Source organism: Aquimonas voraii, from assembly GCF_900101825.1.
GTDB lineage: Bacteria > Pseudomonadota > Gammaproteobacteria > Xanthomonadales > Xanthomonadaceae > Aquimonas > Aquimonas voraii.
In genome coordinates this window covers 434,022-459,511 of sequence record NZ_FNAG01000002.1, presented here as the reverse complement: position 1 = coordinate 459,511, position 25,490 = coordinate 434,022, and the positions used below count along the sequence as shown (strand labels likewise).

Genomic DNA, 25,490 nt, shown 5'->3' with positions numbered 1-25,490 from the left:
CGGAACCGGAATAGGGTGGGCCCTGGCCCACCATGAGCTGCACACTCGCCTCGTGCGTCGCGCACCTGCCCCGTGCCCATTGCCCTGCCTCGGCAGGCGAGCGGGGCTCCGCCCACGCCCAACTCATGGCGCCCCTGCCCCACCCCTTTCGCGCCTCTGCAAGGCGCTCACGCTGGATCGCTGCCGGCGCTGGGCGATGCACCGAAAACCTCACCCCACCTCGGAGGCCTCACCCTCGAAGTCGAGACGGGGCGACGCCGCCGCCAGCGCATCGCCCTGCAGGTAATCAACGCCCAGGTTCCACAGGCCGCTGACTGCCGCCATCGACTCGACGCGGTCGATCAGGATTTCGCGCACCAGCGCATGCCAGGCGGCGATGCGTGCCGCGGGCTCCGCACCTTGCAAGCACGATTGCGGCAGTCGCAGCAGCCGCACAGGCGTCGCACTCAGCTGCTCCAGCAGGTCCAGGCTCGGGCTGCGGCTGGACGCGGCCAGAGCCAGCCCCGCGGTGGCGAGGCGCGCCACCAGATCGGCATGCGCCGGGTCCAACAGCGCGTCGGCATCGACCTCCAGCCACAGGTCTTCCAGCAGCGCCGGGCGTCGTTTCAGTTCGGCTTCGATCCAGGCGAGCTGGCGAGCATCCACGGAGGCCAGATCCAAGGGCACCATCAGGCTGCTGCGACGGCCCCGCTGGCGCTGCTCCGACACCGCCTCGAACGCGTTGAACAGGGCCATGCGGTCGATCGTCGACAGCTGCCCCTGCTCGCGCGCCAAGCCCAGGAACTCGGCACGCGTATAGCCCTGCAGCGGCGCGCGCAGATCGCGCAGCTTGGTGATCAGGGCGTAGGCGCTGCGCTCGCCGCGCAGGCGCAGCAGGGGCTGGAACTCCAGCCGCAGGCTGCCGCCGCGCGCCAGCTCGGCCAGCGCGTGACGGATCACCAGCACGCGCTCGGGCGGCAGCGCGTCGGGGTCGCGCGAGAGCACGCCCTCGGCGCGGTTTCCACCCAGCTGCGCGGCCACGCTCAAGGCAGCAAAGGCACTGGCGATCCAGCGTTCGCCCTCGGGGTCCGCCGGGCTGCGCGGGGGCAAGGCGTAGCCGATCGACAGCCCGAGCTGCAGCGGCTGTGCGCCGACGTCGAAGGCCTGGCTGCTCACGCCGTCGAGCAGAGCGTCCAGCGCCGAACCCACCGCCTCGACCTCGGCGCGCTCGATCAGCACGCCGAAGCCCAGCTCCTCCCACAGCGCGTAGCAGTCGCCAGCGCCCAGCACGGTCTCGATACGTGCGGCCAACGCGCGCTCCAGGGCATCGGTGCCGCCGAGGCCAAGCTTCTCGCGCAGGGCGGCGGCGCCGTCGACACGCAGCGCAGCCAGCACGCGCCACTCGGGCGTAGTCGCCGATTGCCGCTGGCGCAGCCGCTGCAGGAAATCGCCGCGGCGCAGCTTCGGCCCGCTCGGTGCCGGGTCGTCGCCGTTGCGTTCGCCAAAGGCCCGCGAGCGCTTGATGCGGCTGCGCACGTCGGCGATCAGCACGCGCGGACGCACCGGCTTGGTCAGGAAGTCGTCGACGCCGAGGCGCAGGGCGTTGTACCGCGCCTGCGGCCGCTCCTCGCCAGACAGCACCACGATCTGCAGCTGTGGCGCGGCTTCGGCGCGCAGCCGGCGGGTGATAGCGAGGCCATCGACGCCGGGCATGTACAGATCGACCAGGACCAGATCGGGGCGCCATTCGCGCGCGCGCTGCAGAGCGGCATCGGCGTCGGCGAACTCCTCGACCTGCATGCCCACCCGCCGCAGCACGCTTCCCGCGTACAGCCGTGCCTCCGGATCATCGTCGATCACCAGCACGCGGAAGGGGGAGCGATCGAGGCCCCGCGTCCACGCCTGCAGACGCAGCGCCACCGCACGCGCATTGGGCTCCTCCAAGAACAGATCGGCGCCGGCGAGCTCCGCCGGCAGGCGCTGGTCACGCCCACCCAAGGCCACCAGCTGCACGGCCGACAGGCGCGGGTCCTGCACGCTCAGCCGATCCAGCACCTCGGCGGTCGCCGGCACGGCCTGCGCGCGCGTCAGCACCAGGTCGGGCACATCCTGCGGCAGCGCTGACAGCCAGGCCTCGGCGGATTCGAAGCTCTGGCAGCGCCAGCCGAGCGCGCCCAGCGCCGAGCGCAGCGCCTGCGCCGCCGCGGCCGGCAGGGAAAAGAGATGCACGACGAACGCCGGCGATGCACTGCTCATGTGGGGTCCTGGTCCGAAAGGGGTCGGTTCACGGCCGCGCCCAGTCACGCAGCGTCTTGAAGGCCTGGTCCACAGCCACGCTGTCGAAGGCGCAGTGGCCCTCGCCCTGCGGTGGCTGGGTGTGCACGCGACGGCTGCGGCCGGCGCGCTCGGCCAGCGCCGCATAGCGCGAAGCGAAGGGCTCGGGCACGGTCGGGTCGTACGCGTTGGAGAGGATCACCACCGGCGCGTCGGGTTTGCCCTGCAGGTCGAAGTGCTGGCGCACATAGGCGGCGGCGACAGGGTCGGCGCGGTAGCGGCGCACGCGGCTGTCGATGTCCGCCATGTCGATAAGCTCGGCGTAGCGCACCTCGCGGTTGTCGAGAGGGAAGCCGCCGCTGCGCGGGATCAGCTCGCGCAGCACGACGTAGCGCAGCATCAGGGCGCCTGCGAGGTCCTCGCGCCGAATCCCGAAGGCCTGGCCGATCTTCTCGGCCAGCGCGCGATTGCGCTGCAGCTCGCGCTCGATGAGAGCTTCCTCCACCATCGGCGGCGCCTCGGGATCGGCGAGGCCACCGGCGAACTCACCGAACAGCCCGGGCAACAGGGCTTCGGCGACCACCAGCGGCGCCAGCACGCCGTCGCGCATCGTCTCTTCAGCCGGGGCGTTGACCCCACACAGCGACAGCCCTCCCGCATACGCCTCACCGTGGCGTTCGAGCGTCGCCAGCGCGAGATGCCCGCCCATCGAATGGCCGATCAGCCAGGTGTGCTTCACGCCGGGCAGCTGCCGCAGGACGTGCTGTCGCAAACGCTCGTTATCTTCCATGGCCTCGGCCACCGCCCAGCCCTGCGTGCGATAGGCGCTGCGCGCCACCGCGAAGCCCTGCGCCAACATCGAGCGATCGAAATCGTCCTGCAGCAGGGGGAAACTGCGAGGGCTGCCGCTGGGCTCATAGCCGTGCAGATAAAGCACCAGCTCGCCGTTCCAGTCGGCCGGCACCTCGAAGCGATAGGCCGCGCCGCCCAAGGTGCCGGTCGCCTCGCCGGGAATGGCCAGGTTGCCGGCGGGCAGCGGTGCCGGCTCAGGCGCCTCGCGCGTGGCCCGGGTCGAACAGCCAGCAAGCACCAGCAGCAGGGCCACGGACAGCGTGCGGGGCAAGGCGCGGGACAGGCAGAACGGCATACGGGCTCCGAAGCGACATGCGGGACAGGCAGCGCGCATCCTCGTGCATCCATGGCCGCGACGCCAGCGTCCGGACCACGCGTCGGCCCGGATACGTCCATGCAGCGCCGATGCCCGGCAGCGGCGAGGTCATGCTCTCGGCAGGGGTCGCCGTTCGCCAAACGCCTGCGCCTGCGCCTCACGGCGTGATCGCATCCGGCGGCGTCCCGTCCGCGTGCATCGAGCTGTGCCGACGCGCTCGGTCCGCGCCATCACGCGGCTGCTAGGCTGCCGCGCAATTCAGACCCTGCCTCGATTCTCATGCCTACCCATGCCACCGCCGTGCTGCGCTGCGCCCTCCTGCTCTCACTCGGCCTCGTCGGCCCGCTGGCCCAGGCCCAGAACGCCAGCACGGCGGGTGCTGCAAGCGCGCCGGAGCCGACCCTGCAGAACCTGAGCCTGGTCTGGGAGGTGTCGGGCGACGCCAACGGCAATGGCGTGGTGAACGTGCGCTTCCGCGCGCAGGGCAGCGCCAGCTGGCGACAGGCCCTGCCGCTGCGGCGCGTGCCGGCCGGCAGCAATGTCGGCTTCACCTGGACCCAGCGCCACGCCGGCAGCGTGTTCGGCCTGCAGCCCGGCACCGACTACGAAATCGAACTGAGTCTGGTCGACCCGGACGGCGGCAGCTTGACGCGTCAGGTGAGCGCGCGCACCCGCAGCCGGCCGCAGCCAGGCGGCGGCAGCGTGCGCAGCGCCACGCCCGCGACCCTGGCCGGCGTGTTGTCGCAGGCGCAGCCGGGCGACATCGTCGAACTCGGCGCCGGCAGCTATGCCGGCTTCAACCTGCAGCGCGATGGCGCTGCTGGCCAGCCGCTGACCCTGCGCGGCCTGCCCGGCGCGCAGATCAACGGCGAGCTGGGTCTGTTCTCGCGCCGGCACGTTATCCTTCAGGCGCTGACCGTGAACGGGCGCATCCGCTTCAACGGCTCCGACGACATCAGCATCATCGACAGCACCATCAACGCCTCGGCCACGCAGTTCAATGGCGACGGCATCGCCTGCTTCAGCCGCTGCGCGCGCGCCTACATCGCCGGCAACACCGTCAACGGCACCACGGTCTGGCAGGAGACGGCCTTCGGTGTCGACGGCGACAACCGGGGCGAAGGCATCGTGGTCACCGGGCCGGGGCACGTGATCCAGAACAACCGCGTGCGCGGCTTTCGCGACGGCATCTCCTTCATGGAGGACAGCGCCGCCGTGGACCAGTACAGCATCGACGTGATCGACAACCGCATCAGCGAATCGGGCGACGACGGCATCGAAGCCGACTTCTGTCTGCACAACTGTCGGCAGATCGGCAACGTGCTGACCAACAGCTTCATCGCCTTCTCCTCGCAGCCGGCGCTGGGCGGGCCCAACTACTTCATCCGCAACATCGCCTGGAATGTCGCCCACGCGCCCTTCAAGCTGTACCGCAGCAGCCGCGGCGACGTGCTGCTGCACAACACCATCGTCAAGACCGGCGACGGCTTCAACGCCTCCCCAGGCGCACCGATCGCCCACGCCTATGCGCGCAACAACCTGTTCGTGGGCGGCGAGCCGGGCAACTGGAACGGCTACTCCAGCGGCAGCGGACGGGTGCTCGACATCGTCGACCTGCAGACCGCCAGCAGCAGCTTCAACTACAACGGCTATGGCACCACCCGCAGCGACTTCCGCGGGCGTCTGGGTGCGATCAGCTTCGGCAGCCTGGCCGAACTCCGCAGCCTGAGCAGCGAGACCCAGGCCCAGCGCGTCGACATGGGCGTGTTCACCGCCGCACCGGCCTTTCCACAGAACCCGCTGACCCAGTACGCCGAGGCCGATCTGCGCCTCGCCGACGATTCGCGCGCCGTCGATGTCGGCGAGGTGTTGCCCAACATCAACGATGACTACAGCGGCAGCGCGCCGGACTTGGGCGCCATCGAACGCGTCACCACGGGCGCCGGCCTGTTCTGTGACGGCTTCGAGCCCGCGGCTTGCCGCACTCCCTGATCCGCTGCCGTAGCCACCCGGTGGCCTTGGCTTCCCGAGCCTGCGGGCCGCGGCCGGCGTAGAGTGCGCGCCATCGAGGGCAGGCCTTGCGCACCTGCGCGGAGACCACCATGACGCTCGGACAACTGCTGCATCTGCTGCGCTGGGCGGTGGCGGCCGCACTCCTGCTGGGCGGCTGCGGGATGGGTCTGCTTGGCCTGTCCCTGCTGAACCATGGCATCCCCCAAACCGATGGCTCGCCGGCGGGCGCCCTGATCGGTGTGGTGATGCTGGAGGCCCTCCTGGGGGCGCCGTTCCTGCTGCTCGCCGGGACGGTGCTGGCTTTCAGGCTGTCGCGGGCGGGATGGCCGCAGCCCACGCCCCGCGACACCTCGATCCAAGCGCTGCCCGCCCTGCGCGGAGAGTTCTGGCTGCAGCACGCGAACGGTGCCCAGCTGGGCGCGCTGTTCCATGCCGGCCGGGCGCTGCTGGTCTGGGATCCGGGCGACGGCCAGCCCGCCGAATGCAGCCTCGGTGCGCGGCCATCCTCGCGCCAGCCCACCCATCCCTTCGTGGATGCGCGGCAGCGCCTTCTGCAGCTGCCCTACGGCCTGACCCTGCCCGAGGCGTTGGGTCGCGCGGCGCTGGAGCATTTCCAGAAGACTGGACAGCGCGCGGAGGGGCTGACATGGACCGCGCTGAACTCGGCGCTGGAGAACCGCTGCGCTGCCTGGGAGCTTGCCGGCATGGCGCAGCCCCGGCAGCGCAGCGGTGTTGCGAGCCCCTCAGCCTGAAGCCGCGACCGCCTCACGCTTGAGGCGCCGATCCAGCAGCAGGAAGCCGAAGGGCAGGACCGAGCACAGCAGGGCCAGCAGCCAGAGCCACAGCGACCAGCGCTGCAGATGACTGACCACCAGCGAGAACGCCACGTAGACCAGCCACAGCAGGCCATGCGTCATGCCCACGGGCCAGACGAAGTCGACGCCGAGTTGATAGCGCGCCGGCATGGCGATGAACAGCAGGGTGATCAGGGACAGGCCTTCGACCAGGCTCAGCAGACGGAAACTCTTCAGCACAACAACTCCGGGATCAGGACGGCGAACGCGTGCCGCGCAGGCTAAACGCTGCAGGCGTGACTGCGAAGCGATGGCGTTCGCACGGGGCAGCCGGTGTCTTTTCTGCAGCGCCGATCAATCCTGATCGGGCCACTGCCGGAAGACGACGCAGACGGTTGTCCGGTCGAGCATCGCGAACTCCAGCGCCCCCCAGGGCCGCATCTGCACCTGCGCCAGGTTCGGATGCAGACGCTCCGGCGCGCGCGCGGACAGCTCGGCGTGTACGGCGTGGATGTCGTCCGTCTCGATCGCCAGTTCGGGCCGATCCAAGGCCGCGAGTTCGGGGCTCTGCATCAGATAGGCCTTGGCGCCGTCGCGCTCGACCACGGCCAGGGTGTGGTCACGCCAAGCCAGTTCGAAGCCGAGCACATCGACGAAGAATTCAAGCCCCTCGTCGAGTCGGCTGTAGAAGATCTTGGGGATCAGGTTCTTGAACATGCGATTGCCCTGCAGCGGAGGCTTCTTCGGTCGTCCATCACTCGATCAGACGCTGCAGCGGGCGCTGGGCGAGCGGGGCTCGCCACATCCGGCCGCCGAGACATCGGCTGTTCGACCCGCGTGTCGCGTCGACTCACTCCGGGTCATCGAGTTGCACCGGCACACCCGCCGAACCCGCGAGCAGGCCGCCGTCGATGTTGAACTCGGCGCCGGTGATGTAGCCCGAGGCGTCGGACGCCAGCAGCACGGCCACCGCGGCGACCTCTTCCGGCGTGCCGAAGCGGCGCAGGGGCGTGTCCTGCACGAACATCGCCATATTGGCCTCGCGCTCCGGACCCTGGCCCAGCATCGGCTCCCACATCGGCGTCAGGATGGCCGCAGGATGCAGCGAGTTGCAGCGGATCTTGAGGCCCTGCTGGGCGCAGTAGAGCGCCACGCTCTTGCTGTGGTTGCGCACCGCGGCCTTGCTCGACGCATACGCCGCCGCGGCGGGAATGCCGACCAGGCCGGAGCGCGAGGAGACGTTGATGATCGAACCCTGCCCACATGCCCGCATGGCGCGGATCGCTTGCTTGCAGCCGAGAAAGACGCCGTCGAGATTGGTGGCATGGACGTGGCGCCAGTCCTCCAGGGTGGCGTGCTCCGGATCATGGGCGACCACGCCAGTCTCGAAGCCTGTGATTCCCGCGTTGTTGACCAGCACATCGAGCCGGCCGCGGGTGCGAAGCACTTCGGATAGGACTTCCTGCCACTGATGCTCGACGCGCACGTCGAGCGGCAGGAAGCAGGCGCGGTCACCCAGCGAACGTGCCACGCCTTCGCCCGCCTGCATGTCGATATCGGTGACGACCACGAAAGCGCCTTCGGCTGCGAAAGCACGGGCGATGGCCTCACCGATCCCACGCCCTGCGCCAGTGACCAGGGCGACTTTGTGCTGGAGCTGCATGTTCTCCTCCGGTATCTCAGAACGCCCGCCTGCGAACTCGCCAGCGGCTGAATGCGGCGCAGGGCCGACTGTCACGCTCCAGCCTGGGCTCACCCTTGTCGCAGGCGCCGACCGGGCGCCAAGGACGCGCTGCGTACAAGGCGCGTGCCTGTGACGGCGACGCCTCAGCGCCGTACGAACTGCATGGTCCAGTTGGTCTCCCAGCTCACCCCGCCGTCCGCCGAGAAGGCTTGCTCCCAGTGTGGGTGACCGCCTGCGTTCACCCGCCAGCGGAAGCGCACGCGAATCGGCCGGTCACCCAGCACATCATCGGCATGGAACTCGCCCACACCGTCGCGGAAGCCGCCGATCACCGGCACATCCAAGCGATGCGGGGCGCGTCCATCGAGCCACCAGATGGCCCATTGCCGCGCCTGCGGATCGAAGGAGCGGAAGGCCGCAGCGCGAACCTCGCCCTCGGGAAAGCCGAGCAGGTTGTCCTCGACATTGCCCAAGCCGCCAAGGATGGCGCGGGTGCTGGCGGTGCCTTCGAACTCGGTCCAGTCGGTGCAGCCACACAGCCGCTCGTTCAAGCGCCGGTGCGAGACCTTCCAGTCGCCGAGGATGAAGTCGAAATCACGGGCGTCGCCGGTGCCGGCAGGATTGGCCATGCAGCTCTCCTTGACGGTGGCGTCGATGCGTCACGCGGTGAATGAAGCCTACTGCACCGGGGCGAAGGAGGCGAAGGCAGACTTCCGGGGCCTCAGCACGCGGTCGCGCAGCTCCAGCACGGCCCAACCCCTCGCATTGGCAGCCCTCTGGGCCATGGTCCGCAGGCTCGCTGGGCCAGCAGGAGCGTCACTGGGGACTCGGGATGGTGCTCAAACGCCGGATGCCGCTGGGGAAAGGCGGGGGATGACAGGCCTTGGGTGTCGCCATGAGCCGCCCGGACCCGCGCGCTGCGCGCGCCCTAGCGCCGCAGGCGCGAGAGGCCCAGCGTCAGCCAGGCGAGGATCAAGGTGCTGCCGCCAACAGGTGCCAGTCGCGTCGGCCAGCCGAACAGCGCCGCGCCGATCAGGCTGCCGCAGAACAGCAGCATGCCCGCGGCCAGTGCGCCAAGCGCCGCCTGCTCAAGGCGGCGCTTGGCGCGCGGGCTCATCACAAGCAGGGCCAGCCCGTGCAGGAACAGATACAGCGAGGCCGTCTGCAGCCAGGTCTGGGCCTGGCCGCTGGCGCCGTGGCTTGCATAGGCGCCCAAGCCGACGGCCACTGCACAGGCGACGCCGCCGAGGGCGCCCAGCAGGCGGTTCAGGAGTCCTGCGGGCGCCCTCTCCATCTCAGGCCTTGGGCTTCAGATAAGCGTCCATGCCGCGACGCAGGTTGTCGGCCTTGAAGCTCGGGATCTTGAACACCCAGCCCTCGGTGGCGCGCTGCAGTTTTGCCACTTCGTCCTGCAGGGCCTTCAGGCGCTCGGCACGATCCGCCTCGGGGTCGCTGACCGCTTTCGGCGGCTCGGGCAGTTCGCCCGTGCTGGCAGTTGCACTGGCTTCGGCAGGGGCGCTGTCGCCCTCGCCTGCTGCCTGGGTGTCCGCGTCCTTCGCGGCGGCGGGCCGCGCGGCCTCCTGCGCGGCCTTGAGCGCCTGCTCATGCGCCATCGCCTCGCGCGCCTGCTCGCCCTGGATGCGTTCGGCGGCGGCCTGCTCGTCCAGACTCACCTCAAAGCTCGCCCAGGTCTCGCCGCCCTGCGTGTGGGCCTTGACCGCGACAAGGACGCCCTCGCGGGTGCGAAAGCTTGCCGTGGTCGCCTGCGCGTCTTCTGCCGGCACGTAGCCTTCGGCACGACGCACATCGTCGATGCGCAGCCCCGACAGGAAGCCGGCCGTGGCATCGCCGACGAAAGCGCTGGCGGGCTCGCGGCCCTTCGGCAGGTTGGCGATGCGGAAGTCGCCCTCGCCTCCACTGTTGGCCTCGATCTGCACGGAACCGCCCTCGGGCGGCTGCACCTCGACGCCGGTGATGCGGTTGGCGGCGATGTCCATGAGATCGCGCTGCAGCCAGCCGCTGGCGGTCTTCTCGGCCGCGAGGTTGCGGTCGACCAGCCAGCTCTGCGCCTCGTCCTTGAGGCGCACGAAGGTGCCGGCACCGCGGCTGTTGTTCTGTCCCAGGATCACCGCCCACTCCTCAGAGCCGGCGCCTGCCACGCGCAGCAGCACATTGCTGGCGCCCTCGGCGTCGACGTCCTGCACGCCCAGCACGGGATACGAGCTCTCGACGGCGGTCTTCGGCTCGATGCGCTGGGCCTGGGCGAGATTCAGCAGCAGCTCGCGCAGCTTGCCGACATCGGCGGCATAGCCCTGCTTTTCTTCCACGCCCCAGCCGGCCTCGCCGCGCTTCAGGGTGATGGTCTCCCCACCCGCAGCCTGCACGACCACCTGCTTGACCTCGTTCAAGCCGGCTTCCAGGCCCGGCGCCAGCGGCCCCGCCACCGGCGCTTCCTCGGCCGGTTTGCGCGACTCGGACAGATAAACAGCGAGGCCCATCAGAACAGCAGCGGCTGCGGCGAGGCCGAGAATCTGCTTCTGCTTCATACCTTGCCCTCCTCACGGCGACGACGCGCGCGGCTGAACGCAAACGCCACCGCCACCACGGTCAGCAGCAGGGGCACGCCGGCGATGTTGATGACCTTGAGCTGGGTGCCGAGGCGCGAGATGTCCTGGTCGAGGTCGCGTCGCACCTGGCGCAGCTCCTTGCGGATGCGCAGCTTCTCGTCCTGGAAGCGCTTGATCGCCGCCTGCTGCTCGGCCGACAGCAGTTGCCCGCCATCATTGGCGCTGCGCTGCGACTGCAGTTCGGTGAGCTGGCGCTCGGTCTCGGTCAGCTGCGTCTGCAGCTCCTGCTCCTTGGCGCGGAAGCGATCGTCGGCCTGGCGCTTCAAGGCTTCGACGCGGGTGAATGGACGCGCCGAGGTGGTGCGTGCGCGCACGCCGATCAGATCGCTGCTGCCGACCAGGTTGTCGACCGCATTGATCACGAGGTCGCCGTTCTTCGCGAAGGCGTTCATCACCCGCTGCCCGAAGAACTGCTGCGTCTGAACCCACAGGCGATCAGTCAGCAGATCGGTGTCGGCGAACAGCAGGATGCTGGCCTGCTCGGTCTCGGCGCGATGGCCCTCGCCACTGCGCTCGGGGAAGGCGGTCTTGAGCGGCCCGGTGAGTCGCCCGGCGATGACGAAGGCTTCGGTCGCATTCGGCGTGAAGCCGTTGAACAGCTCGCGCGGCTCCGGCAGGAAGCGCACCCGCTCAACGCCGGTGGTCGAGGACGAGAGCGAACTCTGGATGAGCGGCTCCAGCTTCAGCGTGCTGTCGTCGCGCAGCACGAAGTGGCCGGCGGTCGAAAGGTTCACCGCGTCGAGCTGGGCGGTGACGATGTCTTGCTGGTTCATCTGTTCACGTCCCACGCCCAGCACGGCCAGATGTCGCTGCGGCGGCTGGTCGGGGCGGGTCTGCAGCTCCAGCGCGGTCTCAGCGTCGAGCACGACCTTCTGCGGGTCGTAGCTGATGCCCCAGGCCTCGAACAGTTTGGGCAGGTCGGAGGTCTTCTCCGCCATCATGTTCGACATGGGATCCGCGGCGTCGCCCGCCACTTCGGCCTCGGCGTGCGGATCCACAAAGGCGAGCAGGCGACCGCCGCGCAGCACGAACTGGTCGACGGCGTAGAGCGTATCGTCCGACAGGTTCTTCGGATGCACCAGCATCAGCAGCTCGATGTCCTCGGGGATGCTCGTGACCGTGGAGTCCAGCGTGCGCAGCTCGAACAGCTCGCCCAGCTCGTCATTGATCACCCAGCCCGGCGTCATGCCGCCGCGCGCGGGATCGAAGCCGCCGGCGAGGTTGAGGCTGCTGAGCACGCCGACCTTGGGCTTGGCCGGACCCGACAGGCCGCTGATCAGCTTGGCGACGTCGTACTCCAGAAAGGTTTCCTTGTCGGGCTGGAAGAACGGGATGGCCATCTGGCCGTCCAGGGCATTGCTGCCAACAAGGCCGAAGAACAGGGTGTCGGCACCGCCGCCCAGCGGAACGGCCTGGAGGCCCGCGGCGGTCGCGCGGTCCTCGTCCTCGCTGAAGGGCTGGGGGTCGATCACTTCCAGACGCAGCTTGCCGGGGGCGACGGCGACCATCTCCTCCAGCAGCTCGCGCACGCGCTCGGCATAGGTGCGCAGGGCCGGATAGTTCGCCGCCGCGCGGTCGGAGAAATAGAACTGCAGGTTGACCGGCTCCTCAATCTTGCCGATCAGGGCGCGGGTACCGTCCGACAGGGTGTAGAGGCGATCCTGGGTGAGATCCACGCGGGCGCCGCGGAACAGCACGCCGGTGAGCATCACCAGAGCGATGAAGAGCACGGCCAGCACCACGAGCGTGGAGCCGGTCAGTGCGCGTCGATTGAGCACAGACATGGGGTGGACTCCTTCGGTGGGCTTAGTCGGCTTTCTTGAGATCGATGACCACGGCGCTGGCCAGCAGCCAGAACACAATCGTCAACACGAAGAACAGCAGGTCGCGCAGGTCGATGACGCCGCGCGAGATTGCGTTGAAGTGGGTCAGGAAGCTCAGGCCGGCGACCGCATCCACCAGCACCGCCGGCAGCAGGGCGCGGAAGAAGTCGAGCACCAGCGGGAAGCCGGCAAGCAGCAGCAGGAAGCAGACCACCACGGTGAGGATGAAGGCGATCACCTGGTTGCGCGTGGCTGCCGACAGGCAGGCGCCGATGGCGAGGAAGCCACCGGCCATCAGCAGGCTGCCGATGTAGCTCGCGAGGATCACGCCGTTGTCGGGCTCACCGAGATAGTTCACGGTGATCCACATCGGGAAGGTCAGCAGCAGAGCGATGCCGACAAACGCCCAGGCCGCCAGGAACTTGCCCAGCACCGCTTGCCACATGGTCACCGGCAGGGTCAGCAGCAGCTCGATGCTGCCGGACTTGCGCTCCTCGCTCCACAGCCGCATCGACACCGCCGGCACCAGGAACAGGTAGAGCCAGGGGTGGAAGGCGAAGAAGGGCTGCAGATCCGCCTGGCCGCGCTCATACAGGCCGCCCAGGTAGAACGTCAGCGCCCCGGCCAAGGCCAGAAAGATCACGATGAAGACATAGGCCACCGGGGTGGCGAAATAGCCCGCGAGCTCGCGGCGGGCGATGGCGAAGGTCGGGTTGCTCATGCGCGGGCCTCCTGCGTCTTTGAGGACTGCGTGGTGATCTGGCGGAAGACTTCGTCGAGCCGTCCGCGCTCCAGCGCCATCTCGCTGACGCTGACGTTTTGCGCGCGCAGGAAGTCGTTGATGCGGTCCAAGATGCGCTCGCCGCGGCGCGGGAAGGCGGTGATGCGGCCATCCTGCGGATCGATCTCAACGGATGCCACGCCTTCGATGCGGGCGAGGCCCTCCTTCAGCGCGACCGGGTTGGCTGCGGTCAGCGACACCGCCTGGTGATAGCGCGAACGGGCTTCGAGCTCGTCGGGCGTGGCATCGGCCAGCACGCGGCCGCGGGCGATGACGATGGCACGCGAGCAGACCGCATGCACCTCTTCGAGGATATGGGTCGAGATGATGATGGTGCGGTCGCGCGCCATCGACTGGATCAGGCTGCGCACCTCGTGCTTCTGGTTCGGGTCGAGACCGTCGGTGGGCTCGTCGAGGATGAGCGCCTTGGGGTCGTGCAGGATGGCCTGGGCCAGGCCGACGCGACGCTTGAAGCCCTTGGAGAGGGTGTCGATCGGCTGGTTCAGCACCTTGCCGAGTTGAAGCCGTCCGACGACCTCGTCGATGCGCCGGCGGGTGTCGGCAGCCGACATGCCGCGCACCTCGGCGACGAACTTCAGGAAGCCCAGCGGGCTCATCTCGCCATAGCTCGGCGCGCCTTCGGGCAGATAGCCCAGGGCGCGCTTGGCGGCGACCGGCTCATTGGCCACGTCGTGGCCGCAGACGCTGGCGCTGCCTGAGGTCGGAGCCAGGAAGCCCGCGATCATCTTCATGGTGGTCGACTTGCCGGCGCCGTTCGGGCCGAGGAAGCCCAGCACCTGCCCGGGCTCGACGCGGAACCCCACGCCGTCGACCGCGGTGAAGTCACCGTAGCGTTTGCACAACTCTCGCGTTTCGATCATTGGATGTCGTCCTGTTCTTGTCGTGTGGGGCGAATCCGCCTGCGGCGCGGGGTGGGTCATCCATCCCACCTCCGCGCGGCCCCGCGAATACCGCGAGGGCCGCAAAAAGTTCCCGGCGGCCGGCGCCAACGAACACAAACGAAGACGGGCGCGGAGTCAGCTCCGCGCCCGTCCCGTTACCGTGGCCGGCTGCGGCCGGCCCTGCGATCTCAGCGGATCGGCCAGTAGACCTTGAAGGTCGAGTCCTCGGCCGCGGTCTCGGAGATCTCGGTCAGATACTCCTCGTAGCCACGATCGTGCACGACCAGCCCATGGGTGGCGGCGTAGGCACGAAGCATGTCGCGGATGAGCGGCAACGAGGCCGGGTGGCCGGCGTAGTCGGTCATCACCACGCGGCCGCCGTAGGTCACGCCGGAAACGATGCCCTCGGGCAGGTTCAAACCTTCCAGCGGCGTGACGGCGACGGCCGGGGCGGCAGGCGCGACGGCGGCGGTCGCCTCGGCAGCGGGCGCATCCGTCGTCGGCGCTTCGGCCTCAGCGGTGGCTTCGGAGGCCAGCGCCGCCGGGTCAGGCTTGCGCACCGGGATGGCCACCTCGAAGGTGTACTTCTTGTCGGCGAATTCGACCGTGATCAGACGCGCCGGGCCGGCCTCTTCAAGCCCGTTGCTGGCGATGGCCGCGCGGATCTTGCGGATGGAGGCGTCGAGCTCTTCTTCGACGGCGGTGATATTGCGATCCGCGCTGGTCGCGAGCACGAGGGCGGTCTGCGAAGCGACCTCGGTCTCCTGGACGTCGACCATCGGGTTGTCGTAGTTGAAGTTCGGAATCGTCGCCAAGAGGCCGGTGAGGTTGGTCAGACCCAGACGCATGTCGTCGCCGACGGTGCGGTCGATGTAGAGGCCCGCGTAGCGGCCGAACAGATCCCAGCCATAGTCGACGTCGTATTCCCAGTTGATGTCGACGGTCTTGCCGCGGTCGTCCAGGGTGAACACGTAGGTCTTGTTGGTACCGTAGGCCGGGCTCTCGGCCGCCCACTCGATGCGCTCGTCCTGCACCGATTCGGTGACCGTCAGCGAGCCCTTGCCGATCTTGGGATTGTCGCTCTCGTAGCGCAGCACGGCGCCAACGCCGCGAGGCTCGCCTTCCATCGTGTAGCGGATCGTCGGATCGTGCATGCGCTTCGGGTGCCACTCGTCGAAACGCTGGAAGCCATTGAGCAGGTCATAGACCAGGCGCACCGGACGGTTGGTCTCGACGCTGTGGCGGACGTAGCGATGGCTGGGCAGGAACACACCAACCAGCACGAACAGCACTGCGACCAGCAGCAGCGCGATCACGAATTCGATCAGACGGGTCATTCAGGGTCTCCGGGAATGGACCTGCATCGTGGCGCCGGCGTGCCGGACTCCCTCCACACGGATGCAAGGCCGCCAAGAATAGCCCGAACGAGGCCGGCGCGGCCAGCCGCGGTTCAGGCTGCCACAAGACTTCGCAATGCGGGCACGGAGGCCCTCGGAGCCGGGCCAAACCCCGCGGCGAAGCGGCCTGCCAGAGTCTTGCCTCAGCGCAGCAGGGCGCAGAGCGCCTGAAGGAACCGGGACGCCTCGGCAGGGGCGTCGGTGCGCGTTTGCGGCAAGGCGCGGCACGTGAATTCGAGCGAGTTTCGCAGGCCAAACGACCGCAGATTCCGCATGGCGCGCTGCAGCCATAGTTATCCAGCGGCAGGGACGGCGGACCGATGGACTTCTAGGCTCTCAGTCGTCGCCCTTGGCGACTGGCCGCTGCCGGTCGCTGCACCATTCGCTCCAGGAGCCCGCGTAGACGCTGGCACCTGCAAGGCCCGCATGCTCCATCGCCAGCAGGTTGTGGCAAGCGGTCACGCCAGAACCACACATCAGCACGGCGTCGGCCGGCGCGCGACCGCCGAGCATGCGCTCGAACTCGGCGTGCAGTTCGACCGCGGGTTTGAACAGGCCATCGCTGTTGAGATTCTCGATGTAGGGGCGATTGCGCGCGCCGGGGATGTGCCCCGCGACCGGATCCAGCGGCTCGACGTCGCCGCGGAAGCGCTCGCGCGCGCGCGCATCGATCAGCACCGTGCCGGCATTCGCCAAACGGGCCGCCAGCACGGCGGTGCTGACCACCTGACGCACGTCGAATCGCGCACGGTACTGGCCTGTCCGCGTGCGCGGACTGCCTGATTCCATGCGCCCGCCGATCCGCATCCAGGCATCGAGCCCGCCGTCCAGCACGGCGACGCGGCGATGGCCCAGCAGCCGCAGCAGCCACCACAGCCGGGCGGCCATGGCGCCATCGCGGCTGTCATAGGCAACCACCTGGTGCTGCGGCGTGATGCCCCAGCGCGCCAGCGCAGCGCAGAAGCGATCGGCTTCGGGCAGGGGATGGCGGCCGCGCCCCGTCTTCGACATGTCCGAGAGATCGCGCTCCAAATGCGCGTACACGGCACCTGCGATATGCCCGAGCGCGAAGGCGCGCTCGCCGGCAGCGGGCTCGCGCAGGTCGAAGCGGCAGTCGACAATCGCCAGCAGCGGGGAGTCGAAGTCGGCCCGCAGTTGCTCGGCGCTGACGAGACTTTTCCAATCCATGGCATGGCCGACCCGGCGCGGCCGCATCGTTGCAGGACCGCGAACCATACCGCCCCGAACCCCGGATGGGCTAGCGGAAAACTCCGGTTATGTGGGGCGATTCCGGGAAAGCCCGAGACCTGCGCGGCGATCCATGGCGAGGGCATTGGAGAGGGACGGGACGCAGGGATTCAGAGCCCGGCAAGTCGCTCGCGCAGATTGAGCAGCATCGCCGCCGTCGCTCCCCAGATGCGCTGCCCGGCGTAGTCGAAGCGCCAGGTCTGGCGCGTACGCCCGGCCAACTCGGCACGCTCGATGCGCAGGTTGGCGGGGTCCATCAGGAAGGCCAGCGGCACTTCGAAGACCTCGGCAACCTCTCCCGGCTCGGGGCGGGACTCGTGCAGCGGCGACACGCGCGCCACCACCGGCAGGACCATGAAGCCGGTGAAGGTCGGCAAGGGATCGATGTAGCCGAGTGGCTGCACGTGCGCCGGATCGAGGGCGATCTCCTCGTGCGCTTCGCGGATCGCTGTCTCCAGTAGCCCCGGGTCACGCGGATCCTGGCGTCCACCGGGGAATGCAACCTGCCCCGGATGATGGGCCAGCGCCTCGGTGCGACGGGTCAGGATCACCCGGCTGCCGTCGCCACGATCAACCAGCCCCAGCAATACGGCCGCGGGCCGCAGGCGCTCCAGCGGCGGAATCAGGTCACGCAGATCCTCGGGGATGCGCGGCACCGCGGTGGGCGGAGTCGAGAGCCCATACAGAGCGCGCACGATCCGCGCATCCAGACGGTCCGCGGGCGCGCCCCACTCAGACACGGCCGCCGCGTTCCGCGCGCTCCGGCAGGGCGACATCCATCAGGTACTGCCGCTGGGCTGGGCTGAAGGACAGCCAGCCGGCAATCTCGGCCGTGGTGCGATGGCAGCCCGCGCACAGGCCATCGGGGCCTAGCTCGCAGACACCGATGCAGGGGCTCAGGACGGGTGGAAAACTGGAACTCACGGGAGGCTCGATGCAGGCGTGAGCGGCACCCGCCGGTGCCGCAAAAGCGCGAGGGAGCGCGGGTGTCCCCGGCGCTCCCCCGTCGATGGCGGAAACCGCCGCGGCTGCTGCCCGAAGGCAGGCCGCGGCGCAGCCGCTTACTTGATGCTGACCAGCTTGACGTCGAACACGACCGCCTGGCCCGGGCCGACCGGCGAACGCGGGTTGTCGCCATAGCCCTGGTCCGGCGGCAGGAACACTTCCCAGCGTGAGCCGACCTTCATCATCGGCAGCACTTCACGCAGGCCGGGGAGTGGGGCCTCGGAGACCTTCATCGTCACCGGCTCGTTGCCGGTGTAGGTGCTGGCGAACTCCTGGCCGGTGGACAGCGAGCCGCGGAAGTGGATCTGCACTTCGCTGGCCGCGGTCGGCTGCGCGCCGGTGCCCTGCTCGATGACCCGGTACTGGATGCCCGAGGCGAGATTCTGGATGCCCTGCTTGGCGCGGTTCTGGCTCAGGAACTGCTCGCTCTTGGCCTTGTTCTCGGCCGCCACGCGCTCGAACTCGGCGCGGGCCTGCTCAAGCATTTGTGCCTGCATCTTCTCGACGGCTGCACGCATTTCCTCGGGCGGCACGCTCGGATCACGCTTGGCGAAACCTTCCTGCACGCCGCGGACGACAGTCGCCACATCAAGGTCGACACCACGTTCGGCCATCTCGCGACCCAGCTGGTAACCGATCGCGTAGCTCAGCTTGCCCTTCTCCGAGGAGGTGTCCTGTGCCTGCACGGCACCCATGCCAAACACAGCCACGGACACGACCAACCAGCGCAACTTCATGCAGAACCTCCTGGGTGAACCGCCAGCCCCTTGGCTGCGGCGGAAAGCGCACAAGCATACCCGGGTGTGACGGGGTCTGCCATTCGGGGTGCGGCGGGGAGTTGCCTGTTCAATCCTCATCGCCCCAGCGCGGCGCCTTCGACTGCGCTCGGGCCGGCGAAGTTCGCTCCGGCAGCGCGGCCAGCACCGCCAGTCCATCGCGGGTGGCGGCGACGTCGTGGACCCTGAGGATTGCAGCCCCGCGCTGTGCCGCCAGCACCGCTGCCACCACCGAGCCGACCGTGCGTTCCTCCAGCCGCCGACCGGTGATCGCACCGATCATCGACTTGCGCGACACACCGACCAGCAAGGGCGGCAGACCCGAGCCCAGCGTCGACAGCGCCGACAGGAGTTCGACGTTGTGCGGCAGCGTCTTGCCGAAGCCGAACCCGGGATCGACCAGCAGGCGGGCACGCGGGATGCCTGCGAGCTCGCAGGCGAACACGCGATCGGCGAGAAAGCGTTGCACCTCGGACACCACGTCGGTGTACTGGGGATCGGTCTGCATGCTGCCGGGCTCGCCCTGCATGTGCATCAGGCAGACCGGCACGCCCAGCTCCGCCGCCGCGACGAGCGCGCCCTCGCGGCGCAAGGCCCAGACGTCGTTGATCAGGCCCGCGCCCGCAGCCACCGCGGCACGCATGACCTCCGGCTTAGAGGTATCGATCGAAATCGGCACGGAGCTCTCGGCGGTCAAGCGTTCGATGAGGGGCAGGACGCGGTCGATTTCCTCCTGCACGCCAACCGGGGCGGCACCGGGACGGGTGGACTCGCCGCCGACGTCGATGATGTCAGCGCCCTCCTCCACCATGCGCAGCGCGGCACGCAGGGCGCTGTCCATATCGCCCAGGCGACCGCCGTCGGAGAAGGAGTCCGGTGTGAGGTTCAGCACGCCCATGATGCGCGGGCGATCCAGCAGCAGCGCTCGGCCACCGCAATCGAGCCGGGGAATCAAGTCAACGCTTTCGAACATGCACGGATCCTCGTGGACCGGAAACGCGAACGCCCGCGCGGACGCGGGCGTTCGTCAGGTGTGCGGCGGCAACTCAGGTCTGCGCAGCAGGCCCGCCAAGCGTGCCGGCGGCGGGACCCGAACTGTCGCGGGGCGGCGTGCTGGAGGCGTCCGACTTCGACCAGTCGCTGGGCGGCGGGGGCTGGCGGCCTTCCATGATGGCGTCGATCTGCTTGGCGTCGATGGTCTCGTAGGTCAGCAGGGCATCCGCCATCACATGCAGCTTGTCGATGTTCTCGGTGAGGATCTGTCGCGTGCGGTCGTAGGCGCGATCCAGGATGCCGCGCACCACTTCGTCGATCTTGCGCGCGGTGTCGTCGGACACGTTCTTGTGCTGGGTCACGGAGCGCCCCAGGAAGACCTCGTCCTCCTGCTCGCCATAGGCCACGGGACCCAGCTCGTCCGACAGGCCCCACTTGGTGACCATGTTGCGGGCCATCTTGGTGGCGCGCTCGATGTCGTTGGACGCACCGGTGGTGACCTTGTCGGCGCCGAAGATCAGCTCCTCGGCCACGCGCCCACCGTAGAGCGAACAGAGCTGGCTCTCGATCGCCACGCGGTTGTAGCTGTAGCGGTCCTGCTCGGGCAGATACATGGTCACGCCCAGCGCGCGACCGCGGGGAATGATCGTGACCTTGTAGACCGGGTCGTGCTCGGGCACGACGCGGCCCACGATTGCGTGTCCGGCCTCGTGGTAGGCGGTGAGCTTCTTCTCGGCCTCGCTCATCGCCATCGAGCGGCGCTCGGCACCCATAAGGATCTTGTCGCGTGCCTTGTCGAAGTGGGTCATGCGCACTTCGCGGGCGTTCTCGCGGGCAGCGAACAGGGCCGCCTCGTTGACCAGATTGGCGAGATCGGCACCGGAGAAGCCGGGCGTGCCGCGCGCGACCACCGAAGGATCGACGTCAGCCGCAGCCGGCACCTTGCGCATATGCACTTTCAAGATCTGCTCGCGGCCGCGCACATCGGGCAGCGGCACCACCACCTGCCGGTCGAAGCGGCCCGGGCGCAGCAGGGCGGGGTCAAGCACGTCGGGGCGGTTGGTGGCGGCGATGACGATGATGCCCTCGCTGCCCTCGAAGCCGTCCATCTCCACCAGCAGCTGGTTGAGGGTCTGCTCGCGCTCGTCGTGTCCACCGCCCAAGCCAGCACCGCGGTGGCGGCCAACGGCGTCGATCTCATCGATGAAGATGATGCAGGGCGCGTGTTTCTTGGCCTGATCGAACATGTCGCGCACGCGGGACGCGCCCACGCCGACGAACATCTCGACGAAGTCCGAGCCCGAGATCGAGAAGAAAGGCACCTTGGCCTCGCCGGCGATCGCCTTCGCGAGCAGGGTCTTGCCGGTGCCGGGCGAGCCGACCATCAGCACGCCGCGCGGAATGTGGCCGCCCAGCTTCTGGAACTTGCCGGGGTCGCGCAGGAACTCGACCAGCTCGGACACTTCCTCCTTGGCCTCATCGCAGCCGGCGACGTCGGCGAAGGTGATCTTGACCTGGTCCTCGCCCTGCAGCTTGGCGCGCGAGCGGCCGAAGCTCATGGCGCCACGGCCGCCGGAGCCAGCCTGAAGCTGGCGCATGAAGAAGATGAAGATGCCGATGAAAATGATGTAGGGCAGGATCGACAGCAGCACCGTTCCCAGGCCCGGGCCGGACGGCGGCGTGCCGCGGGTCTCGACGCCGTACTTGATCATGTCGGAGACGAAATAGGCATCGCCCGGGTCGAAGGTCGTAAAGCGCGAACCGTCCTTGCGCTCGACGTGGATGGTCACCCGATCCTCGCCACGGATGGCTTTCGCGATCTCGCCGTTCTCGACCTGCTGGATGAAACGGTCGTAGCTGACCGCCTCGTTGCCGCCGGTGCGCGGAGTGAAGCTCTGGAACACCGCCATCAGCACGACGGCGATCACCACCCAGAGCAGCAGATTCTTGGCAAGGTCGTTCATTCTTTGGCCTCTTTGGCGCCGCTCCGTTTGCCGGTGGCGAGCGCATACACCTCGGGGGAGCGGTTGCGGGACGCCTTGGGTTTGCGGATCTGCACCTTCGCGTAGCGCTGGCGCAGCTCCTTCAAGAACGCGTCGGAGCCCTGCCCCTGGAACACTTTGATCAGCAAGGTACCACCGCTGCGCAGGTGCTGGTCGGCGAACTCCAGAGCGAGTTCGCAGAGGTGCAGGCTGCGCGGCTGGTCGACCGCGGCGACACCGCTCATATTGGGCGCCATGTCGGAGAGCACAAGGTCCGCCAACTGCCCGCCCAGCGCGGCTTCGAGCCGGGACAGTGGCTCCGGCTCTCTGAAATCGCCGTGAATGAACTCGACGCCGGCCAGCGAGGGCATGTCGAGGATGTCCAGCGCAATCACCCGGCCGGTATCACCCAGCTCGCGGCGGACCAGCTGCGACCAGCCGCCGGGCGCGGCGCCCAGATCCACCACCACCATGCCGGGCCTGAGCAGCTGGTCACGCTCGAGCAGCTCCTCGAGCTTGTAGACCGCGCGCGAGCGCATGCCCTCGCTCTGGGCGCGCTTGACGTAGGGGTCGGCGAAGTGTTCGGCCAGCCAGCGCCGGCTGCTCTTGCTGCGATTCATCGAGGCCGGGCCCAATCGACGGGCGGTTCGCTGTAAAGGCTGCATGATACCCTGAGCGGCCTTTACCCGATGCCCGACCATGTTCCAGCAGCTCAGCAACGCCCAGCAGCGCTACTTGCGCGGACTCTCCCACGGATTGAAGCCGGTCATCATGATCGGCGGCAAGGGCCTGACGGAGGCCGTGCTGGCGGAGCTGGATCTTGCGCTGGAGCACCACGAGCTGGTCAAGGTCAAGATCGCCGCCGAGGACCGGGACGCCCGCGACGAGATCGTCGCCGAGCTGGTGCTGCGCTCGAAGGCCAACCTCGTGCAGCGCATCGGCAATATCGCGACGCTGTTCCGCCGCTCCAAGGAGCGCCCGCAGATCAGCCTGCCGCGCTGACGCCGGTCTGCTTGCCCCGACCGCGCCTGCACGCGCACCGTGTTGGGATGCGCAGCCCCGTAGCCATCGACGCCCCGCGAGCGCCACATGCCCCTCGCCGAAGACCGCCAGGAAGGCCTCTACACCATCCGCTGGGTTTCTGCGGACGCCATCCGCATCGATGACGCTGAGTTCCGGGCCAGCCTGCTGCTGATGCCTGAGCAGGTGCACCGCGACCTCGACGTGCACTCGCCGGACGCCATCGATGACGCCCTCGTCCAGCGCATCCTGGACCTCGCACCGCAGGTGCTGATCCTCGGCACCGGTGAGCGCCAGGTGTTTCCGCCGCAGCGCCTGATGGCGGCCTTCCTCAGTCGCGGGGTCGGCATCGAGGCCATGGACAACGCCGCGGCCGCGCGCACCTACAATCTGCTGGCGCTGGAAGGCCGCCGCGTCGCCGGTCTGTTCCTGCTTCCGAAGGCGTGAGCGCGGATCAGCCGCCGGCCTGCTCCAGCCGCGCGCGCAGCGCGGGAATCTCGATGTGGTTCGGCTCCAGCTCCGCCGCGCGTTCCAAGGCCTGTCGCGCCGAAGCCAGCTCGCCGCGGCCGAGGCGCTCGTTCGCAAGCCCCAGGTAGGCGACCGCCAGACGCTGCCGCATCAGGGGCAGCTCGGCAGAAGTCGGCGCCACCACCTGCAGACCTTCGAGATAGCGCAGGGCGTCATTGGGTCTACTGGCAGCCAGCGCCGCATCGAAACGCTGCCGCGCCTGCGCGGGCAAGCCCTGCAGCAGTGCGCGCGCGCGCGCATCCGACGGGGCCAGGGCCAGGGCCGCGCGCAGGCTGTCGTAGGCGCTCTCGCCAGGCGGCTGCAGGAGGCGGCCTTGCGCAATGGCGACCTCCGCCTCGGCGATCAGCGCGTCCACGCGCGAGGGATCCGCTCCGCGCCCCTCGGCCACCCTCGCATAGCTCTGTCGGGCCGCCTCCATGCGCTCGCGCGCGCGCGGAAGTCCTGCTGGGGGCGGATCCAACAGAGCAGCGGCATCCAGCGCCGACTCGGCCGCCTCGAAATCGAAATCCGCGCTCGCCGCCTCGGCCCGCCGCAGCAGCTCGCGCCCCAGACGACGCAGCCCCTCGCTGGCCTCGGCCAGAGCCGGATCGAGGGCCAGCGCTTCGCGATAGGCGTCCTGCGCGCTGCGCCCCACCGGCGTGGTCAACTGCCCACGCGCGGTCCGCTCACGCGCCTGCTGCAGCAGCGCCGCGATGCGTTCGGCTCGCCCCTTGCGAGACTCGGCGAGTGCCGCCCGCAGCTCGGGCAGATCGAGATGGCCGGGATCGGCTTGCGAAACGATCGCAAGGCGCTGTTCAGCCGCATCAAAAGCCGCAGTCTCGATGTCGCTGCGCGCCGAAGCGATCAGCGGCGCAAGCGCTGCGCGCAGGCCCGCGCGCGCCACCGGATTGTCCGGGGCCAGGGCCAGCGCCTGCTGGTAGAGCGCGATCGCGCCGACGCCAGGCTCTTCGATCAAGCCTGCGGCGAGCGCGGCGGCGGCGGCTTCGATGCGTCGCGAAAGTTCCTGCTCGCCTGCGCTCCGCCCCTGGCTTTCCTCGATCTGTCGACTGAGCGCGGCGATGTCCGCACTGCCCGCGCCGAGGGCGCGCGCCAGCTCCAGCTCGCGCTGCGCGGCCAAGAGGTCGCTGCGCTCAAGCAGCCCGCGCGCGGCCTCCAGATGGGCCCGACCGACGCGACGCAGGCCTTCGCGCGCGGCTTCGTGATCAGGCTCGGCGGCGAGAATCGCGTTGTAGAGGCTGCGTGCGCCCGGTCCTTCGGCATCGTCCTGCAGCCGGCCGGCGGCCAGCGCCGCCTCGGCCCGGGTCAGCTGCTCAGCCCGATCCGAGCCGCTCCAGAGCTCACGCAGCTGTGTCTCGAACACCAATGCCAGCACCAGCAGCGCGAGCGGGAGCAGCAGCCATGGCCAGGGCCTCCGCGCACGCGGCTTCGACGCTGCGAGCTCACGCCGTCGTGGCTGCTCGCCGGTGACGATGCCTTCCATCTGCCCCAGCGAAGGACCATCCGAAGGCTTCGGTGCCCTTGCGGCACGCGCTTCGGGCGGAGTGACCACGGTCGGCGGACTGTCCACGACCGCCGCTGGCGGACGCCGGCCGCGCGGTGCCGGGGCGTCGGGCAGTTCAGGTCGAAGATGGGCGATGCCATCCAGGGCTTCGATCAGCTCCGCGCCGGTCTGGAAGCGCTGGGCGGGGTCCTTGGCCAGCAGGCGATCGAACAGCGCCTGCAGCTCCGCCAGCGACGCCGGCAGGCGGGGCAGCGGCGCAGTGATGTGCATGATGCCGACCGCCACCGAATCCTCGGCCTGGTAGGGCACCTCGCCCATCAGCAGCTGGTAGAACACCACGCCGAGGCTGTAGAGATCGGCGCGCCCGTCCAGCGGCTGGCCGCGAGCCTGTTCGGGGCTCATGTAGTGGGGCGTGCCGATGATCGCGCCCGTGCGCGTCATGCGCATCGAGTCACCTGCACGGGCGATGCCGAAATCCGTCAGCACCGCACTGCCGTCTTCGCGCAGCAGAATGTTGTCGGGCTTGATGTCCCGATGCACCACGCCGCGCTTGTGCGCGTAGTCGAGCGCGCTGGCGATCTCGCGCACTGCCCGCAGGGCAAAGATGAAGTCACGCCGCGGGCCACGGCGAGCGATCACCGGCCCGCCAGGCAGGTGTTCCATCGCCATGTAGTGCTGGTCGCCGTGCTGGGCCACATCGTAGACATGGACCACGTTCGGATGTCGCAGGCTGGCGGCGATGCGCGCCTCGCGCAGGAAGCGCTCGCCGAACTCCTCGTCGCCCAGCAGCGCGCCCGACATGATCTTCAGCGCGACTTCGCGCTGCACCGATTCCTGAAGGGCCAGATAGACCGTCGACATGCCGCCGCGCCCGATGGGGCGGTCGATGCGGTAGCCGGGGATCTCGATCACAAAGGGCAGGCCGGGGCACGTGGGTAAACGACCGACAGCATAGCAACTCCCCTGCCACGTTCGACCGCGGCAAGGCGGCTTGC

22 protein-coding genes and 1 pseudogene are annotated in these 25,490 nt (G+C 69.0%); 4 read left to right on the top strand and 19 right to left on the bottom strand.

Annotation, left to right across the window (positions count from 1 at the left end):
* Positions 1 to 210: 210 nt before the first annotated feature.
* Positions 211 to 2,235: a response regulator gene (locus BLP83_RS06590; RefSeq protein WP_176764040.1), complete on the bottom strand. Its 2,025-nt coding sequence runs from the start codon at positions 2,233 to 2,235 to the stop codon at positions 211 to 213.
* A 28-nt stretch (positions 2,236 to 2,263) separates the two neighbouring features.
* Complete coding sequence (locus tag BLP83_RS18610) at positions 2,264 to 3,400, bottom strand: alpha/beta hydrolase (protein WP_176764039.1); 1,137 nt, start codon at positions 3,398 to 3,400, stop codon at positions 2,264 to 2,266.
* Between the two features lie 300 nt (positions 3,401 to 3,700).
* Between BLP83_RS18610 and BLP83_RS18605 the strand changes: the two genes are divergently transcribed.
* Together BLP83_RS18605 and BLP83_RS06580 are read left to right on the top strand one after the other, a co-directional pair.
* Positions 3,701 to 5,413 (top strand): right-handed parallel beta-helix repeat-containing protein, encoded by a 1,713-nt coding sequence (locus BLP83_RS18605; protein ID WP_176764038.1) that lies wholly within the window; start codon positions 3,701 to 3,703, stop codon positions 5,411 to 5,413.
* A 110-nt stretch (positions 5,414 to 5,523) separates the two neighbouring features.
* Positions 5,524 to 6,186, top strand: coding sequence for a hypothetical protein (locus tag BLP83_RS06580; RefSeq protein ID WP_143006567.1), 663 nt, complete (start codon positions 5,524 to 5,526; stop codon positions 6,184 to 6,186).
* Here the strand turns inward: BLP83_RS06580 and BLP83_RS06575 are convergent.
* The 16 genes and pseudogenes from BLP83_RS06575 to rlmE all read right to left on the bottom strand — a co-directional run bounded on the left by BLP83_RS06575 (position 6,178) and on the right by rlmE (position 22,066).
* The gene (locus BLP83_RS06575; protein ID WP_218121209.1) at positions 6,178 to 6,468 is read right to left on the bottom strand and encodes a DUF3817 domain-containing protein; all 291 of its coding nucleotides are present in this window, start codon (positions 6,466 to 6,468) and stop codon (positions 6,178 to 6,180) included. The two genes, BLP83_RS06580 and BLP83_RS06575, sit on opposite strands and share 9 nt — an antisense overlap.
* A 114-nt stretch (positions 6,469 to 6,582) precedes the next feature.
* The gene (locus BLP83_RS06570) at positions 6,583 to 6,945 is read right to left on the bottom strand and encodes a VOC family protein (protein ID WP_091240368.1); all 363 of its coding nucleotides are present in this window, start codon (positions 6,943 to 6,945) and stop codon (positions 6,583 to 6,585) included.
* A gap of 133 nt (positions 6,946 to 7,078) precedes the next feature.
* Positions 7,079 to 7,891, bottom strand: a complete 813-nt coding sequence (locus BLP83_RS06565) for a glucose 1-dehydrogenase (RefSeq protein WP_091240366.1) — start codon at positions 7,889 to 7,891, stop codon at positions 7,079 to 7,081.
* A gap of 164 nt (positions 7,892 to 8,055) precedes the next feature.
* Positions 8,056 to 8,541, bottom strand: a complete 486-nt coding sequence (locus BLP83_RS06560) for a DUF1579 domain-containing protein (RefSeq protein WP_091240363.1) — start codon at positions 8,539 to 8,541, stop codon at positions 8,056 to 8,058.
* 299 nt (positions 8,542 to 8,840) lie between these two features.
* Entirely contained in the window at positions 8,841 to 9,206 is a 366-nt protein-coding gene (locus BLP83_RS06555; RefSeq protein WP_091240361.1) for a DUF423 domain-containing protein, read from the bottom strand.
* Position 9,207: 1 nt separating this feature from the next.
* On the bottom strand, positions 9,208 to 10,458 hold the full coding sequence (locus BLP83_RS06550) for a DUF4340 domain-containing protein (RefSeq protein WP_091240358.1): 1,251 nt from the start codon (positions 10,456 to 10,458) through the stop codon (positions 9,208 to 9,210).
* Positions 10,455 to 12,323, bottom strand: coding sequence for a GldG family protein (locus tag BLP83_RS06545; protein WP_091240356.1), 1,869 nt, complete (start codon positions 12,321 to 12,323; stop codon positions 10,455 to 10,457). Before BLP83_RS06545 ends, BLP83_RS06550 begins: the two co-directional genes overlap by 4 nt.
* A 22-nt stretch (positions 12,324 to 12,345) precedes the next feature.
* Positions 12,346 to 13,083, bottom strand: a complete 738-nt coding sequence (locus tag BLP83_RS06540) for an ABC transporter permease subunit (protein WP_091240354.1) — start codon at positions 13,081 to 13,083, stop codon at positions 12,346 to 12,348.
* Positions 13,080 to 14,024 (bottom strand): ABC transporter ATP-binding protein, encoded by a 945-nt coding sequence (locus BLP83_RS06535; protein ID WP_091240352.1) that lies wholly within the window; start codon positions 14,022 to 14,024, stop codon positions 13,080 to 13,082. Before BLP83_RS06535 ends, BLP83_RS06540 begins: the two co-directional genes overlap by 4 nt.
* 209 nt (positions 14,025 to 14,233) lie before the next feature.
* Positions 14,234 to 15,382, bottom strand: coding sequence for an SRPBCC family protein (locus BLP83_RS06530; protein ID WP_091240350.1), 1,149 nt, complete (start codon positions 15,380 to 15,382; stop codon positions 14,234 to 14,236).
* 396 nt (positions 15,383 to 15,778) lie between these two features.
* Positions 15,779 to 16,630: a sulfurtransferase gene (locus BLP83_RS06525; protein ID WP_091240347.1), complete on the bottom strand. Its 852-nt coding sequence runs from the start codon at positions 16,628 to 16,630 to the stop codon at positions 15,779 to 15,781.
* Between the two features lie 170 nt (positions 16,631 to 16,800).
* Positions 16,801 to 17,626 (bottom strand): annotated as a pseudogene (locus BLP83_RS06520) (NUDIX hydrolase).
* A gap of 125 nt (positions 17,627 to 17,751) precedes the next feature.
* Entirely contained in the window at positions 17,752 to 18,432 is a 681-nt protein-coding gene (locus BLP83_RS06515; RefSeq protein ID WP_176764037.1) for an FKBP-type peptidyl-prolyl cis-trans isomerase N-terminal domain-containing protein, read from the bottom strand.
* A 109-nt stretch (positions 18,433 to 18,541) separates the two neighbouring features.
* On the bottom strand, positions 18,542 to 19,444 hold the full coding sequence (gene folP / locus BLP83_RS06510; RefSeq protein ID WP_091240342.1) for a dihydropteroate synthase: 903 nt from the start codon (positions 19,442 to 19,444) through the stop codon (positions 18,542 to 18,544).
* A gap of 73 nt (positions 19,445 to 19,517) precedes the next feature.
* Positions 19,518 to 21,428: an ATP-dependent zinc metalloprotease FtsH gene (ftsH, locus tag BLP83_RS06505; protein WP_091240341.1), complete on the bottom strand. Its 1,911-nt coding sequence runs from the start codon at positions 21,426 to 21,428 to the stop codon at positions 19,518 to 19,520.
* A complete protein-coding gene (gene rlmE, locus BLP83_RS06500; RefSeq protein ID WP_091240899.1) occupies positions 21,425 to 22,066 on the bottom strand; it encodes a 23S rRNA (uridine(2552)-2'-O)-methyltransferase RlmE in 642 nt (213 codons plus the stop codon). The genes ftsH and rlmE overlap by 4 nt, the downstream gene beginning before the upstream one ends.
* A 79-nt stretch (positions 22,067 to 22,145) precedes the next feature.
* Here rlmE and yhbY point away from each other — a divergent pair, with 79 nt between their 5' ends.
* Together yhbY and BLP83_RS06490 are read left to right on the top strand one after the other, a co-directional pair.
* Complete coding sequence (gene yhbY / locus BLP83_RS06495) at positions 22,146 to 22,448, top strand: ribosome assembly RNA-binding protein YhbY (protein ID WP_091240338.1); 303 nt, start codon at positions 22,146 to 22,148, stop codon at positions 22,446 to 22,448.
* Positions 22,449 to 22,535: 87 nt separating this feature from the next.
* Entirely contained in the window at positions 22,536 to 22,913 is a 378-nt protein-coding gene (locus tag BLP83_RS06490) for an Mth938-like domain-containing protein (protein ID WP_091240336.1), read from the top strand.
* A 7-nt stretch (positions 22,914 to 22,920) separates the two neighbouring features.
* Here the strand turns inward: BLP83_RS06490 and BLP83_RS06485 are convergent, their stop codons facing one another.
* Complete coding sequence (locus tag BLP83_RS06485) at positions 22,921 to 25,407, bottom strand: serine/threonine-protein kinase (protein WP_091240333.1); 2,487 nt, start codon at positions 25,405 to 25,407, stop codon at positions 22,921 to 22,923.
* Between the last annotated feature and the right edge of the window lie 83 nt (positions 25,408 to 25,490).

What these genes read in the sequence shown, in the direction of transcription:
- folP (WP_091240342.1), bottom strand. Translation starts at nt 19,444, where the DNA reads ATGTTCGAAAGCGTTGACTTGATTCCCCGGCTCGATTGCGGTGGCCGA.
- BLP83_RS06590 (WP_176764040.1), bottom strand. Translation starts at nt 2,235, where the DNA reads ATGAGCAGTGCATCGCCGGCGTTCGTCGTGCATCTCTTTTCCCTGCCG.
- BLP83_RS06550 (WP_091240358.1), bottom strand. Translation starts at nt 10,458, where the DNA reads ATGAAGCAGAAGCAGATTCTCGGCCTCGCCGCAGCCGCTGCTGTTCTG.
- BLP83_RS06525 (WP_091240347.1), bottom strand. Translation starts at nt 16,630, where the DNA reads ATGGATTGGAAAAGTCTCGTCAGCGCCGAGCAACTGCGGGCCGACTTC.
- BLP83_RS06530 (WP_091240350.1), bottom strand. Translation starts at nt 15,382, where the DNA reads ATGACCCGTCTGATCGAATTCGTGATCGCGCTGCTGCTGGTCGCAGTG.
- ftsH (WP_091240341.1), bottom strand. Translation starts at nt 21,428, where the DNA reads ATGAACGACCTTGCCAAGAATCTGCTGCTCTGGGTGGTGATCGCCGTC.
- BLP83_RS06540 (WP_091240354.1), bottom strand. Translation starts at nt 13,083, where the DNA reads ATGAGCAACCCGACCTTCGCCATCGCCCGCCGCGAGCTCGCGGGCTAT.
- BLP83_RS06565 (WP_091240366.1), bottom strand. Translation starts at nt 7,891, where the DNA reads ATGCAGCTCCAGCACAAAGTCGCCCTGGTCACTGGCGCAGGGCGTGGG.
- yhbY (WP_091240338.1), top strand. Translation starts at nt 22,146, where the DNA reads ATGTTCCAGCAGCTCAGCAACGCCCAGCAGCGCTACTTGCGCGGACTC.
- BLP83_RS18610 (WP_176764039.1), bottom strand. Translation starts at nt 3,400, where the DNA reads ATGCCGTTCTGCCTGTCCCGCGCCTTGCCCCGCACGCTGTCCGTGGCC.
- BLP83_RS18605 (WP_176764038.1), top strand. Translation starts at nt 3,701, where the DNA reads ATGCCTACCCATGCCACCGCCGTGCTGCGCTGCGCCCTCCTGCTCTCA.
- BLP83_RS06580 (WP_143006567.1), top strand. Translation starts at nt 5,524, where the DNA reads ATGACGCTCGGACAACTGCTGCATCTGCTGCGCTGGGCGGTGGCGGCC.
- rlmE (WP_091240899.1), bottom strand. Translation starts at nt 22,066, where the DNA reads ATGAATCGCAGCAAGAGCAGCCGGCGCTGGCTGGCCGAACACTTCGCC.
- BLP83_RS06545 (WP_091240356.1), bottom strand. Translation starts at nt 12,323, where the DNA reads ATGTCTGTGCTCAATCGACGCGCACTGACCGGCTCCACGCTCGTGGTG.
- BLP83_RS06555 (WP_091240361.1), bottom strand. Translation starts at nt 9,206, where the DNA reads ATGGAGAGGGCGCCCGCAGGACTCCTGAACCGCCTGCTGGGCGCCCTC.
- BLP83_RS06515 (WP_176764037.1), bottom strand. Translation starts at nt 18,432, where the DNA reads ATGAAGTTGCGCTGGTTGGTCGTGTCCGTGGCTGTGTTTGGCATGGGT.
- BLP83_RS06535 (WP_091240352.1), bottom strand. Translation starts at nt 14,024, where the DNA reads ATGATCGAAACGCGAGAGTTGTGCAAACGCTACGGTGACTTCACCGCG.
- BLP83_RS06560 (WP_091240363.1), bottom strand. Translation starts at nt 8,541, where the DNA reads ATGGCCAATCCTGCCGGCACCGGCGACGCCCGTGATTTCGACTTCATC.
- BLP83_RS06490 (WP_091240336.1), top strand. Translation starts at nt 22,536, where the DNA reads ATGCCCCTCGCCGAAGACCGCCAGGAAGGCCTCTACACCATCCGCTGG.
- BLP83_RS06570 (WP_091240368.1), bottom strand. Translation starts at nt 6,945, where the DNA reads ATGTTCAAGAACCTGATCCCCAAGATCTTCTACAGCCGACTCGACGAG.